The sequence below is a fragment of the Bacillota bacterium genome (assembly GCA_013178415.1).
GTDB lineage: Bacteria > Bacillota > SHA-98 > Ch115 > Ch115 > Ch115.
Window position 1 is genome coordinate 300,438 of the sequence record JABLXA010000002.1, and the last position, 14,243, is coordinate 314,680.

Below are 14,243 nucleotides of genomic sequence, written 5' to 3' on the forward strand. Positions count from 1 at the left end.
TCTAACTCGAGTCAACTGCCAGGTCAACCAGCATTGAAACGGACAACCTTTACCCCGCCCTCGGTCAATATCTTCATGGCAAGGGGATCGGGGTAATCTCCCTGAAAGATCACCAACTTTATGCCGGCATTTACCAGCATTTTCGCGCACAAGCTGCACGGCTGAGTCGTAACATATATAGTTGCCCCATTAATAGATATTCCATGAAATGCCGCTTGAATGATAACATTTTGCTCCGCATGCAGACCTCTGCATAGTTCATGCCTTTCCCCTGATGGCACATCCATCTGGGCTCTGAGGCACCCCACTTCTGCGCAATGCGGTGTGCCAGAAGGAGCTCCATTGTAACCGGTGGCAAGGATGCGACGATCCTTAACGGCGATCGCACCCACGTGTCTGCGAAGGCACGTGGATCTCTTCGACACTACATGGGCGACCTCCATGAAATACTCATCCCATGATGGTCTTGTGTCTCCCGGTAGTCTTACCGTGGCGTCACCATTGGACTTATCATCCATATTCAACATTCCGCCTTCCACTATTTGGTACCGAAGAGACGGTCACCCGCATCTCCGAGCCCCGGGACTATATATCCATGTGAGTTCAAACATTGATCCACCGCAGCTGTGAAGATATTCACGTCGGGGTTTTCCCGCTGAACGGCGGCGATACCTTCCGGAGCCGCTATCAAGACCATGAGCTTGATGTTACGTGCCCCGCGCTCTTTCAGAAAATGTATGGCGGCATTAGCAGAACCCCCTGTGGCCAGCATAGGATCCACTAAGATGAGATCCCGCTCTGATACGTCCGTAGGTAACTTACAATAATAATCTACTGGCTTTAGGGTCTCTGGATCTCTATAGATTCCTATGTGCCCCACTTTGGCTGCCGGGATGAGTTTGAGGATCCCATCCACCATCCCGAGTCCTGCCCTGAGGATAGCAATAACCCCGACTTTTCTGCCTGCGATGACCTTTGTTCTTGCGCGGCATATCGGGGTCTCAACCTCTGTTTCCTCGAGGGGAAAATCTCGAGTTACCTCATAGGCCATGAGGGTAGCGACCTCATTTATCAGGTCGCGGAAATCTTTGGAGCCAGTATGTTTGTCGCGGATAAAGGTAAGCTTGTGTTGGATAAGCGGATGATCAATAACAAGGACTTGTGACACCTAAATTCTACTCTCCTCTCCTCGCTGCAGGATGCAAATCTGCTCAATCAGGGACAACCGACTTACACTGCTTTTCGAGCTCAATTATCTTGGAGACCCTCCTCGCATGCCGTCCCCCCTGAAAATCTGTCTTGAGGAAAATCTCCACTATGTCCGCGGCAAGGCCCGGGCCAATGACCCGGGCGCCAAAGACCAAGATATTTGCGTCATTATGTTGTCGCGCCGCCCTGGCGGAGAATTCGTCATGGCAGAGAGCCGCCCTTATCCCTGGAATTTTGTTTGCGACGATGGACATGCCGATTCCTGTTCCGCAAATCAATATCCCGCGCTCATATTCCCCGTTTGCGATGCCACGGGAGACCACCTTGGCTATATCAGGATAGTCCACTGATTCTGGCGAATAGCAACCAAAATCTTCAAAGTCCACCCCCATGGTCGCGAGATGCCTTTTAATGTCTTCTTTTAGAGAAAAACCCGCATGATCAGATCCAATAGCTACCCTCAAATCCATCAGCCCTTCAAAAGCTTGTCTATCGCCACCTGGAGCAATTCTTCGATCTCTGCCGCCGCCTTGCGATAGTCATCTAGACTTCCCGCGAAGGGGTCGCTGATCTCGTGCTGCTCGCCCTTCCCGGCGAATTCCCCAAGGGTGAAAACCTTCCCCCTGGCCTCCGGCGCGAGGGATAGAATAGCCCTCTTGTGGCTCACAGTCATGGTCAGTATGAGATCTGCGGCCGTGACCATTTCCCTCGTCGCGAGAGAGGCCTTATGACCAGAGATATCGATGCCCTTCTCGGCCATGGCTGTCACGGCATGAGGCGACGCCGGATCACCCGGCCGGGCACCGATTCCCGCTGAAGTCACTTCAAGACTATATTCGCCACCAAATCGTTTTTTGAGCTCTTTTTTCAGAATGGCTTCTGCCATCGGGCTACGGCATGTATTTCCAGAGCAAATCAGAAGAATCCTCTTGATTGACTCCACCACCCGAAAGGTAGATCTCTCTGGTCGCTATTATACCCTATTTCGAGGGGATGGTCCTAAATAAAATTCGCCCTTGCGGGCGAATTTCCTTTCAATTTTCAGCCTTTGGCAGCAAGATTTATTGGACAAGAGCCTGCCACGTGATGGAACAATGTAGCCAGACCTGCCGCAAGATCTTCATTTCTGACCACTATTCCTGGATCGACCCTGAGAGTCACCGGCGCGAAATTCCATATCGCCCTAACCCCCGACTGCACAAGCTCAGAGGCAACAGACTGAGCCTGGACTGCGGGAACGGTGATTATTCCGACCTGGATCCGGAGTCTCCTGATTATATGAGGAAGCTCACTCATTGGAAAAACCCGTTTACCAGAGATTTCTGTTCCTATTTTCTCCGGGTCCGTATCGAACAAGGCCACGATGGACAATCCATATTTAGCAAACCCAGGATAACTGGCAATGGCGGATCCAAGGCGCCCAGCGCCGACGAGAACTGCCTCGTTGCGGCTGTGAAAACCTAGGAGTTCTTCAAGAGCAGTACACAACTGCTCAACATTGTATCCCACACCGGGCTTGCCAAATTCTCCAAAAAGCTGGGTAAGGTCCTTCCTGACCTGAACTGGATTGACCTCCGCCTCTCTCGCGATCTCTTCTGACGAAACAAACTGTCGCTCTGTCTCACGGCACCTTACGGCGCAACGATAGTATAAAGGCAACCTTCTCAATGCCTGTTTAGAGATCTTTATCTCGGCAGCCATGTGCTCATCCTCCACTGGGTGAAGCCCAGGGCCCAGTCTAGGACTGGGCCTTTGCTCCAGAGTTCTCTGATTTCTGACATTTATCCGGAGGAGTCTCCCGGCAATCATGTCCAACTCGGGGCTTGATCAGATTTTCAAAGATCCAGTTAGCCCTCTCTGGGGTAACTCCTGAGATGATCTGATCGTTCACGCTCACAGATGGGCCCTTGTCGCAATTTTCAAGACAGAATGTCGCATGCAGATTCACGCGATCGGACAAGCCTGAGGCTTCCACAAGGTGAACCAGATTCTTGAGAACCACATATGACCCCTTGAGATAGCAGGAGGTTCCGACACAGACTCCCACATCCACAGGACATGGTTCTTTCTCGGGCAGGAGCTGGATCCTCTCATCCGCTATCCTTCTCCTGGAAGCATATGAAGTGTGAAGCGCCTGATGCGCCACGTGGCTCCCGGGTTTCTCCAACCATTTACCGTAGACTTCCTTGATAAACGGATTATCTTGCGAGCGTCTTATCGGCTCTTCCCGATCGAGCCGGTAGAGTCCCTTTGCCCTGGCTTCTTTTACCTTGCTTTCCAGCGCGATGGGCTGTCCTGCCCCTCCAACGCAGCCTCCAGGGCAGGCCATGACCTCCACCAGATCATATTTAGCAGCCTCTCCGCGCCGGATGGCGTCCAGAAGCTTGCGCGCGCGGCCGAGGCCATTTACGACGGCCAGTTTGATCTCATGACCGCCCACATTGACGGTTGCTTCTTTGAGTCCGTCCATGCCGCGCACATCCACATAATTCACACCTACTGAACCACGTCTCTTGTCGATCTGCCCAATTCCGTCTCCTTCCACCTTCGGAGAAGCATCTGCCGTCAGCATGTCGGAAGCCGCCCGCAAAACCGCCTCCGCTACGCCTCCAGTGGCGCCGAAGATGACACCTGCGCCGCTGGCAAACCCGAAGGGCACATCAAATGCCTCTGGCTCGAGATCTTCAAATGAGATGCCTGCCTCCTGGATCATCTTGATGAATTCCTGGGTTGTAAGAACCAGATCCACATCTGGCGCATCGTCTGTCTTGAATTCTGGCCTCCTGGCTTCGAATTTCTTGGCAGTACATGGCATCACAGAGATCACATAGAGGTTCTCAGGCTTTAAGCCCCGCTCCCTAGCATAGAACTTCTTCAGCACGGATCCAAACATCTGATGCGGTGACCTGCAGCTGGATATGTTCGGCACCATATCAGGATAGTATTGCTCGGCGAACTTGACCCATGCAGGGCAGCATGACGTGAACAGAGGGAGCTTTCCGCCTGATGCGACTCTCTCTATGAATTCCGTGGTCTCTTCCATTACGGTGAGATCAGCGCCAAAGCAAGTATCGAAGACCTGATCAAATCCGATCCGCTTCATGGCTGCGACTATCTTGCCCGTAGTCGCCTCCCCCGGCGGCAGCGAAAACGCCTCACCAGCCGCGACCCTTACCGCCGGAGCTATCTGGGCCACAACTACCTTATTGGGGTCGTGAATTGCCTTCCATGCCTCTTCCACCTGGGACTTCACTACAATTGCGCCAGTCGGGCAGACTGAAGCGCATTGGCCGCAGTTTACGCAGTCCACCTCCGCAAGTGGTTTGCCAAAGGCAGGCACAACTGTGGCTTTGGATCCACGGTAGGCAAAGTCCAGCACGCCTACACCCTGGACCTCCTCGCACATGCGCACGCAGTCTCCGCATAGTATGCATTTGTTTGGGTCCCTCACCAAGGCAACGCTCGATGCATCCTCAGGGAGCTTGGTATCCCTCTTGCCCATCCTTATCTCACGAACGCCCATCTTCCGCGCGATTTCCTGCAGTCTGCAATTCCCGTTCTTTTCGCATGTGGTGCAGTCGCGACTATGATTAGCCAGGAGCAACTCCAAGATCATTTTACGCAAATGCCTCAATCGTTCGGTATTTGTCTCCACAACCATTCCATCTCTAGGAGGGGTAGAACAAGCGGCGACAGGCGCTCCTCCATCTACTTCCACGAGGCACATTCTACAGGCACCATATATGCTAAGCTCTGAATGGTAACAAAAAGTTGGAAGATCGATCCCGGCCTTACGGATCACCTCGAGCAGATTCTGCTCTCCATTCAGGGCTACAACCTGACCGTCAACTGTTATCTTTCCCATTTCATTCTTCCCTCCTTACTTGGAAAGCTCGATAGCACCGAATGGACAGGCGTCAGCACATGTCCCGCATCCAATGCATATAGCGGGATTTATCTCATGCTGCTTGCGGACTTCCCCACTTATGGCACCGACTGGGCAGACTCGCTTGCACTTGCCGCAACCACGACATTTGCCGGTAATCATGAACCTCCGAAGCGCCTGGCATACCCCGGCCGGGCAGCGCCTATCTACCACATGAGCTAGATATTCATCACGGAAATGCCGGAGAGTAGTGAGGACCGGATTGGGCGCTGTCTTGCCCAGACCACATAGTGAACCATATTTTACAGTCCATGCTATCTCTTCCAGAAGATCTAGATCTTCCAAAGTGCCCTCTCCTGCTACGATCTTCTCGAGGATCTCGAGCATCCTCTTAGTCCCTTCCCTGCATGGCACACACTTGCCGCAGGATTCGTTCTGAGTGAAGTTCATGAAGAATCGCGCAACTTCCACCATACAAGTAGACTCATCCATGACCACAATGCCGCCTGAACCGACCATGGCGCCTGCTTTTGCAAGGGAGGCAAAATCTAGCGGAAGATCCAGGTGCTCCGTGGTAAGGCATCCCCCTGACGGGCCTCCAATCTGCACGGCCTTAAACTTCCTGCCACCCCGTATGCCGCCACCGATATCAAAGACGATCTCTCTGAGGGTAGTCCCCATCGGCACCTCGATTAGCCCAGTGTTCGTGACTTGGCCGGTCAGGGCAAATGTCTTTGTGCCCGGGCTATCCTGGCTTCCCACTGATCTGAACCAGTCTGCTCCGTTCAAGATTATAGATTGGACATGAGACAAGGTCTCAACATTATTTATCACCGTCGGCTTTCCAAAAAGTCCGTGGGTGGCAGGAAATGGCGGCTTTGGCCGGGGCATCCCGCGTTTGCCCTCGATGGAAGCCAAAAGCGCGGTTTCCTCGCCGCATACGAAGGCGCCGGCGCCTTCCCGGATCTTTATATCAAAGGAAAACTTGCTCCCCAGGATATTAGTCCCGAGGAAGCCCCATTCCCTCGCATCTCTGATAGCCTTCCTCAGGCGCTTCACCGCCAACGGGTACTCGGCCCGGACATAGATATATCCTTCACTGGCGCCTATCGCATACCCGGCGATTATCATTCCTTCCAGAATTCTGTGTGGATCCCCTTCCATGACGCTTCTATTCATGAATGCCCCGGGGTCACCTTCATCACCGTTGCAGATCACATACTTTACGTCGCCTGAGGCACGCCTCGTGAAATCCCACTTCTTTCCTGTCGGAAATCCAGCACCTCCTCTGCCCCTCAACCCAGAGGCGGTGATAACATCGATCACCTCTTCAGGGGTCATTTCAATGAGAGCCTTGGCAGCAGCGCGATATCCATCTCTGGCGATATATTCCCGGATATTTTCCGGATCGATATTTCCACATCTAGACAGCACCCAGCGCTTCTGTCTGATATAAAAGGGAATCTCACTTTCACGCTTGTAAGGCTTGCCGTCTGCGCCATGATACAAGAGCCTTTCAACTACGCCCCCATCCACAAGAGTAGTTTTTACGATCTCCTGAGCGTCTTCAGGCCGGACTTTCATATAAAGAATGCCTCCAGGTTCAATTCTCACAAGGGGGCCCATCTCGCAGAAGCCATGGCAACCGCTGATGGCGACATCCACCAGCGGCTGTCCAGATCCGACTCCGCATTGGGTCTTTCCATGGCCGTCCTCTTTATCGAATTCGACCTTTACTTCGACTCCCATCTCATGGCAGATCCTCTTGATCTCCTTGTATACAAGCTCGGACCCGTTAGCCATGCACCCGGTGCCTGCGCAAACAAGGACTCTCTTCTGCGCCCTTGCCAGATCTTCTTGAAAAGATTCCCTAGCCCTATCAAGGTCTTTACTTGACCCGATGAAAAATGTTCCGTCACCTTTCAATATTCCGTCTGATTTCGGGCGCATGACATCCTGCATCTCACTCACTTTGCCTCACTCCTCTCCACCTGTGGCTGTGCATTGACGTCGTCCCCAGAGTTACTCATAAGTTCATCAAGAAGCCGGTCGACCTTCTCCGGAGTCATCTGACCATATACCCTATCATTTACCATGACTACAGGCGCAAGCCCACAGGCCCCAAGGCATGATACCGTTTCTATGGTAAATTGCATGTCACTAGTTGTTGTTTCCTTCCCGGAGAGCCCCAGCTTCTTGCGGACCGCCTGCAGGACTTTGGACGAACCTCGCACGTGACAGGCAGTTCCATCGCACATCCTTATGACGTACCTCCCTTGTGGCTCAAGAGAGAATTGGGCATAAAACGTCGCAACGCCAAACACCTTTGATGGGGGTATCCCCAAGGCTGTAGCGATATATGTCATGATTTCCTCAGGCAAATACCTGTACTCGGCCTGCACCTCCTGTAATATGGATATCAAGGCAGAAGGTTCCCTATCATATTTAGAGAGTATCTCGTTGACCTTCTCAAATAGCCTCTGCCTGGTTCCTGCTTGACCGCCTGCATGTTCCTCCAACTCTGCGCCAAGAACATCCTGGCTTTTTTCAGTTACCTGTGACATTTGACTCCCCTCCTGCGATGAAAATCAAAGAGCCGGTGTCAGTAAAACTTGAGCTTTACTTGCTTCCCACGTTCTTCCAGCAATCTTGCCAGCCTGTAGACTACCTGCATTTTAAGAGCCAAACCTGGAGGAAGGCTGGGATTCTGATGTGCCCGGTTTATTGCCGTTCCGACCAGGAATTTGATGCTATCGCTTTCCAACAGGATGGCTGCCAATTCCTCCGCAGCATTTCGCCTTGTACGAGGCGCATTTTCTGCATTTTGGATGATCTCAACCACCTTGGAGAGCGTAATTATCCCTTCTGTGACCAGATCTACACCGTCCAAGCTACCAGGAGGCGGCAGATCTGGAGATATCGCCTTCATGTCGACCTGCAATGTCTTCCCGATTTCCCGCGCTACCAAGAGACTCGTGGTGCCGCCGCAGATGACCCTTTTACCTTGCTCAGAAAAAAGCTCTCGAGTGACGACTGGATCATCTTTCTTGTCTTTTGGAGGGCCGACCAGAACAGTAACAGAGCGAGGCCTCCGAACTTTCAAGACGACCCCGGTGGCATCATCCCCCGGGCATCCTCCATAAAGATGCTGCGAAACCCTGCAGAGTCGCTCAGATATCGCCCCTGCGCTCATACCCTCGCGGTAGATTTCCTGAAGATATTGACCTACATTTTGCCACTGCCAGCCTAGATTCATCACTCCTCCAACTCCCGCATGAATCACTCCGTCACTCACCACCACAATGACATCTCCCTCGAGGACCCGGAACTCGGATTCTCTTATCTTTTTTCCGGAGATTTCCCGTTCCTCGAAATCAAGCATCATGAGACTCCCTTCTCTGAGGATGAAGGTTGGGGGGTTATCAAATTCCGCCAGGTATGCCTGCCCGGTATTCAATATCTGGATTATCGTAAATGTGGAGTAGGCGATCTTTCTTACCTGGCATATGGGAAGCGTGTTCCCCATGGTCTCTACCACATCACTCAGATCTGCCCCTCCCTTCAGCATTGTCACCGCGATCCTGGTCGTGAGCGTAGAAAGAATATTCGCCTTGACCCCACTCCCCAGCCCGTCAGCCATGGCAACGATGGTAGAGTCAGGAGTCCGGGCTACATGGACGCTGTCCCCTGATAGCTCTTCTCCATATTTGCAAAGGCTAAATTGGGATACCTCGATGAATAGACTCATGAATCGTCACCATCCCCGCCACGTCCCATGAGCTTCATAAGCCGGGTCAGCACCAATTTAGTCTCCGCGGTGGTTTCCCCGAGAAGCCCGGCTATTTCCTGGGCCACTCTCATTTGCCGGGTGATGACCTCCTGGGCCCCCATGAGAGTCTCTTCCTGCATCTTTCTAAGCCGGTCCCGCTGGGCCCGTTCTTGGGTGATATCAGCTATGACGCCGACCACCAGTCCCTGATCCTCCACATATACTGCGGTCTGAGAGGTCACGAGCCCATATGCCGGATACTCCACTTCACCTGAAGCAAGACCATTTTTCTCTATCGCATTACGGAAAACCCTAGCATCCAGAAAATCCTCAAGATGTCTGCCGACCACGGCATCCCGCCTCATTTGGAATTTGTTCTCAATGGCCGGGTTTATATCCAGGATCTTGAGATCCCGATCTACTATGATGATTCCGTTCGGGGTCAGGTTGAACGTGACCTGAGCCATGGATTCAGCTCTCTTGCGCATATAAGGGATGCACATCTCGATTTCGGCCATCCCCTGAAAAACGGCAAGGGCTTTTGCCCTGCAGGAGTCATAGCCGCAAGCCCCGCAATTGAGCTCGTCTTCGGGCGTCAATTTGCCCGTGGCCGCCAGGATCTTCCGGATGTCCTCTTCCGTGGGCTGAGGCGCCCTGATATCCCGAGGTCCATAGGTTCTTCTCAAGGGTAGAATGATGGGGCCCTGCTGATGCCAGCCTTTCATCCCATCCTCCCCTGCCTCGGTCTTTCCCACACCACCATGAGACCCCAAGTCTCCATATGGCGTCTTGAGTCTTGCATATTCCAGCAATTTTCTCCTGCGACTATACAGGTCATCACCGGTTTGAAGGCCGATGTCATAAAGTCCCGGACCAGCGAGACATCCGCCATTGCATGCTAGAGCCTCTACAAGATCCGGCCCATCCTCAATGGGGAACTTAGAGAAATAGTCCATACACTCTTCGATTCCTGAGATGGTCACGAGATCTTCTGCCAGCAGCCCCGCCTCTATACCCGCCGTCCTGGCAAGCCCTCCCGCCATTGGGAAATATCTTGCCTCCCGCAAAATCTCATCACAGTAGCCGCCCATGCGCTCATAGAGATCCCCCATGCTCATAAAGTCTTCCTCCGGGAGCTCGGCGAGATCCAGGCCGACGTCCAAAATCCAGGCGGCGAGTTCATCAAAGGTCAAGACCCCATCTACAGCTCCCTTGACATGCTTGTCTCTCGCCTCATTCTTCTTTGCTACGCAGGGCCCGATGAATACATAAGCTACATCCTCGCCAAGGAAACGTTTTATAAGCCTTCCATGGGCCACCATGGGGGACACAACAGGAGCCAGATAGCCGAGGAGATGGGGATAATATTGCTCGAGCAAATTCACAATTGCAGGGCACGACGAAGAAATAAGCGGGCGCCTCCCCGCCGCGATCACCCTCGCATGTTCTCTGGCGACGAATTCCGCCGCAAATGCCGTCTCCTGCACATCCTGGAATCCCAACTTTTTGAGGATCGACACCAGCCTCCGGGGGCCGTATTCGTGGAAGGCCGATATAAAGGAAGGCGCAAGTCCTGCTATGACTCTAGCGCCTGACGATATGAGCCCTCTGACATGATCCACGTCACTTGCCACCTTTTTGGCATGCTGCGGACATACCGTGATGCATCGTCCATCGAGTATGCATCTTTCTTCCACGACCTCAGCATGTCCCTGATGTATTCTGATGGCTTTGACGGGGCATGATCTCACACATTTATAACAATCTTTACATTTGGCTTCAATTACGGTGATAAGGCCCATTCCTCTCGCCCCCACTCCCGGTAATGCTCATCGGTTTACCCCACCGATGGGAGTACCTTTTCCTCAAAGATCCTTTCTACAATCTGGGGAGTGACAGATGTCACTATGGTCTCGCCGATTTTGACCGTGACACCTTCTGTGCAATGTCCTAGACAGAATGTTGCCGAAAGATCGATCTTGTCGGAAAGACCATATGTACGTATGAGATCCTGTAGCGCGCGGATCACGTCATAGGCGCCCCTCAGGTGACACGAACTTCCCACGCAGACGGAAACATTTAGCATATCATCACCCCGAAGTTGCCAAGACTTCGTAACTTTTTTCACGAATTATATTATCATAAAAGCGGTACTGAATGCAATAATCTCGCTCATTATTTGCTAGTTTTTTTCCCTTTTCACAGGCATGGGACGATGCAAAAAGCATCTCCAGGGAGACAGTGATGATGACAAAAGGGGTCATGCCAGGGGGACTACATTGGAACGGATCATACCTTAGATCCTGCGGCCTTCCTGAGGCGGTTCATTATAGCGAATCCAAGACCGTTTTCAGGAACGCCCTCCACAAGAATCACATCGGCCTTATCATGATCAAATTCCCTTAGAAGAGCGAAGATATGCGAGGCTATCCGCGAGAGGTCCTCTCTGCTTCCCGATACCTTCAACAATACTCCGAGGTCTTTATACAGGTCGTGAGTCTCATGGGTCGCCAGGATCCCGACCCTCTTCCCCTGAGCAATAAGGTCGATGGCTGAACGGCGAATCCCCGATACTATATCCTGCGGGTCCCCCTCAAAAAGCATTACCTCAGCCTCAGGTGAATAATGAGTATATTTCATGCCGGGAGAACGAGGCGCGCCATTGATGGGCATGCGGCCGGGATGGATGATGCTGGGGCTCACCTCTATATTGGCCAGGATTTCTCTCAAGTCCTCCAGCGTGGTGCCTCCCGGCCTCAACACCATGGGAGGGGATACGGTCATGTCCACGACTGTGGACTCCACCCCTATCGAAGTGGGCCCTCCATCGATCACAAGATCGATCTTACCTGCCAGATCCTCCATGACATGATCAGCAGTTGTCGGACTCGGCTTACCGGATGTATTTGCGCTAGGCGCCGCCACTGGCACGCCCGCCTCAGCAATCAAAGCAAGGGCAATGCCGTGATCGGGCATGCGGATGGCCACAGTATCAAGACCCCCTGTCGTCTCATCAGGGATGAGGTGGGTCCTGGGCAAGACCAAGGTAAGCGGGCCGGGCCAGAAATGCTCGATGAGCCTTAATGCCGCCTCCGGCACATCCCTCGCTACCAGCCAAAGATCCTCGCGCTTTGCGATATGCACTATCAAGGGATTATCCTGAGGGCGTCCCTTTGCCGCAAATATCGCAGAAGCGGCGCCAGGGTCAGTGGCATCGCCGCCGAGTCCATATACTGTTTCGGTAGGAAACGCCACTAGCCCGCCGCGCCTCAGAACATCGGCAGCGTATCTTATGGCGGCAGTATCCGGTTTATCAGGATTCACCACCAGTAGTTCTGTTGCCTTCTCCATATCAATCGATATTGCCTTCTTCTCAATTTACGTATCAACAGTTCATCTACGGGCCATGACGACTCTATCCCTGCCGGCATAGTCTTGCCTGATACTGACATTATATCCCAGATTCTCGGCAAGACGAGCCACTTCCGAAGCTCTGAGGCTTGACACTTCCAACGCGACCAGACCTGAGTCCTTCAAGAATTCTGCCGCGCCTGCAAGCATCCGCCGGAATGGGGAAAGCCCGTCTTCCCCGGCGTCCAGCGCGATCTTTGGCTCAAATGAAAGCTCCGGCGGCAAACTTCCCATTTCAGAGCTAGCTATATATGGTGGATTGGAAACGATAGCGTCTAATCTGCCTTCAAGCCCAAGTCTCGACAAGGGCTCCAAAAGATCACCGACCTCAAATCGAATCCGGTCCTGCACATGATGCCTCTTGGCATTCAACTTTGCTATGGAAATGGCTGACGGAGAAATATCTGTGGCCACGATTTCAATATCGGTCAGCCGGTATGCCAGGGCCACGGCAATGGCCCCGCTGCCTGTCCCGATGTCTGCTATGAGAGCCCTCCTGCAGCGGCAAGCGAATTCCGATAAAACGGCTTCGACAAGCACCTCTGTCTCAGGCCTTGGGATGAGCACTGCTGGTGTCACCAGAAACTCCATAGCCATGAATTCCTTCAGCGAACGTAGGTATGCCACGGGCACCCTGTTGATCCGCTTTTCCAGAAGACTCCGAAACTCATCCAGCTTTGAATGGTCGACCACCCTCTCAGGATGAGCATATAAATCTTCCCGGCGACATGCAAGCACGAATGCAAGCAGCACCTCTGCGTCCAGTCTGGCTGTAGGAATCCCGTATTTCTTCAAACTCATGGTGGCCTTTCGTAGGGCCTCGGCAATCGTCACCCCTGCTCTAGCTCCTGCTCTCCATATTATCTCTACTTTCTTCCCCTCAGCCAATCTTCCTCAGCTTCTCAGCCTGATCTGCTGTCAGCAGGGCATCCACCAGCTCATCGAGGTCGCCATCGAGGATCGCCTCGAGTCTGTGGGTCGTAAAACCGATCCTATGGTCTGTCACACGGTTTTGAGGGAAATTATATGTCCGTATCCTCTCGCTGCGGTCCCCCGTGCCCACTTGAGACCTCCTGGCCTCTGTAATACGGGCCTCTTGTTCACGCTGGGCCATGTCCAGGAGACGAGCCCTCAGGACCCTCATGGCCTTTTCCTTATTCTTGAGCTGCGAGCGCTCATCCTGACAGGTGACAACCAGGCCTGTGGGTATATGAACGATGCGCACCGCGGAGTCGGTGGTATTGACACTCTGCCCACCGTGGCCAGTGGAACGAAAAACTTCAATACGCAGTTCCTCAGGTTTTATATCAACTTCAACTTCCTCTGCCTCGGGAAGGACCGCCACCGTAGCGGTGGATGTATGGATTCGGCCCGACGCCTCTGTCGTGGGCACCCGCTGGACCCTGTGGACCCCACTTTCATATTTTAGCCTGCTATATGCGCCGCGCCCCTCAACCATGAAGATAACCTCTTTGAATCCCCCGAGATCTGTAGGATTGCTGCTCATCATCTCGGTCCTCCAGCCATGGCGCTCTGCATACCGCGAATACATCCTGAAAAGATCCGCCGCAAAGAGGGCTGCCTCCTCGCCACCGGCCCCGCCCCTGATCTCCACCAGCACATTTTTATAATCATTCGGATCCCGAGGCAACAGGAGGATCTTCAGCCTATTCTCAAGGCTTTCTTTTTCTTCACTGAGGGTGCTGATCTCTGACTCCAGGAATTCCCGAAATTCCCGGTCAACATGGCTAGATAACATGGCCTTTGCCGAATCAAGGTCCTCAGCCGCTTTCTTGTATTTTCTATAAACGCTGACAACCTCCTCGAGCTCGGCGTGAACCTTGGCGCACTTTGAAAATCGTTCTTGATCGGCTACAACTTCGGGGTCCCCGAGTTCCTTTTCCAGATCCTCATAACGCGATTCAATTTCTTGTAATCTCTCAAATATTTCCACCTATTCACCCCCCG

Annotated in this window: 14 protein-coding genes; all 14 read right to left on the bottom strand. The window is 52.9% G+C overall.

From position 1 onward, the window contains the following. Nucleotides 1–23: 23 nt before the first annotated feature. The 14 genes from HPY52_02745 to prfA all read right to left on the bottom strand — a co-directional run bounded on the left by HPY52_02745 (nt 24) and on the right by prfA (nt 14,223). Nucleotides 24–518 (bottom strand): cytidine deaminase, encoded by a 495-nt coding sequence (locus HPY52_02745; protein NPV79185.1) that lies wholly within the window; start codon nt 516–518, stop codon nt 24–26. A 20-nt stretch (nt 519–538) separates the two neighbouring features. Then, nucleotides 539–1,168, bottom strand: coding sequence for a uracil phosphoribosyltransferase (gene upp, locus HPY52_02750; protein NPV79186.1), 630 nt, complete (start codon nt 1,166–1,168; stop codon nt 539–541). Between the two features lie 43 nt (nt 1,169–1,211). Further along, complete coding sequence (gene rpiB, locus HPY52_02755; protein NPV79187.1) at nt 1,212–1,673, bottom strand: ribose 5-phosphate isomerase B; 462 nt, start codon at nt 1,671–1,673, stop codon at nt 1,212–1,214. Nucleotides 1,674–1,678: 5 nt separating this feature from the next. Continuing rightward, the gene (locus HPY52_02760) at nt 1,679–2,143 is read right to left on the bottom strand and encodes a low molecular weight protein arginine phosphatase (GenBank protein NPV79188.1); all 465 of its coding nucleotides are present in this window, start codon (nt 2,141–2,143) and stop codon (nt 1,679–1,681) included. A gap of 107 nt (nt 2,144–2,250) precedes the next feature. Beyond that, nucleotides 2,251–2,910, bottom strand: coding sequence for a redox-sensing transcriptional repressor Rex (locus tag HPY52_02765; protein NPV79189.1), 660 nt, complete (start codon nt 2,908–2,910; stop codon nt 2,251–2,253). 37 nt (nt 2,911–2,947) lie between these two features. After that, entirely contained in the window at nt 2,948–5,074 is a 2,127-nt protein-coding gene (locus HPY52_02770) for a 2Fe-2S iron-sulfur cluster binding domain-containing protein (protein ID NPV79190.1), read from the bottom strand. Nucleotides 5,075–5,089: 15 nt separating this feature from the next. Next, entirely contained in the window at nt 5,090–7,045 is a 1,956-nt protein-coding gene (gene nuoF / locus HPY52_02775) for an NADH-quinone oxidoreductase subunit NuoF (protein ID NPV79191.1), read from the bottom strand. A gap of 17 nt (nt 7,046–7,062) precedes the next feature. Beyond that, nucleotides 7,063–7,659 carry an NADH-quinone oxidoreductase subunit NuoE gene (gene nuoE / locus HPY52_02780; protein NPV79192.1) on the bottom strand — a complete coding sequence of 199 codons (597 nt, stop codon included), beginning with the start codon at nt 7,657–7,659 and terminating at the stop codon, nt 7,063–7,065. A 38-nt stretch (nt 7,660–7,697) separates the two neighbouring features. Next, the gene (locus HPY52_02785) at nt 7,698–8,843 is read right to left on the bottom strand and encodes a SpoIIE family protein phosphatase (protein ID NPV79193.1); all 1,146 of its coding nucleotides are present in this window, start codon (nt 8,841–8,843) and stop codon (nt 7,698–7,700) included. Continuing rightward, the gene (locus tag HPY52_02790) at nt 8,840–10,666 is read right to left on the bottom strand and encodes a 4Fe-4S binding protein (protein ID NPV79194.1); all 1,827 of its coding nucleotides are present in this window, start codon (nt 10,664–10,666) and stop codon (nt 8,840–8,842) included. Before HPY52_02790 ends, HPY52_02785 begins: the two co-directional genes overlap by 4 nt. A 35-nt stretch (nt 10,667–10,701) precedes the next feature. Further along, the gene (locus HPY52_02795; GenBank protein NPV79195.1) at nt 10,702–10,950 is read right to left on the bottom strand and encodes a (2Fe-2S) ferredoxin domain-containing protein; all 249 of its coding nucleotides are present in this window, start codon (nt 10,948–10,950) and stop codon (nt 10,702–10,704) included. Nucleotides 10,951–11,153: 203 nt separating this feature from the next. Next, nucleotides 11,154–12,215 carry a threonylcarbamoyl-AMP synthase gene (locus HPY52_02800; GenBank protein ID NPV79196.1) on the bottom strand — a complete coding sequence of 354 codons (1,062 nt, stop codon included), beginning with the start codon at nt 12,213–12,215 and terminating at the stop codon, nt 11,154–11,156. A 42-nt stretch (nt 12,216–12,257) separates the two neighbouring features. After that, nucleotides 12,258–13,163, bottom strand: coding sequence for a peptide chain release factor N(5)-glutamine methyltransferase (gene prmC, locus HPY52_02805; protein ID NPV79197.1), 906 nt, complete (start codon nt 13,161–13,163; stop codon nt 12,258–12,260). Further along, nucleotides 13,156–14,223 (bottom strand): peptide chain release factor 1, encoded by a 1,068-nt coding sequence (gene prfA / locus HPY52_02810; protein NPV79198.1) that lies wholly within the window; start codon nt 14,221–14,223, stop codon nt 13,156–13,158. The genes prmC and prfA overlap by 8 nt, the downstream gene beginning before the upstream one ends. Nucleotides 14,224–14,243: the final 20 nt, after the last annotated feature.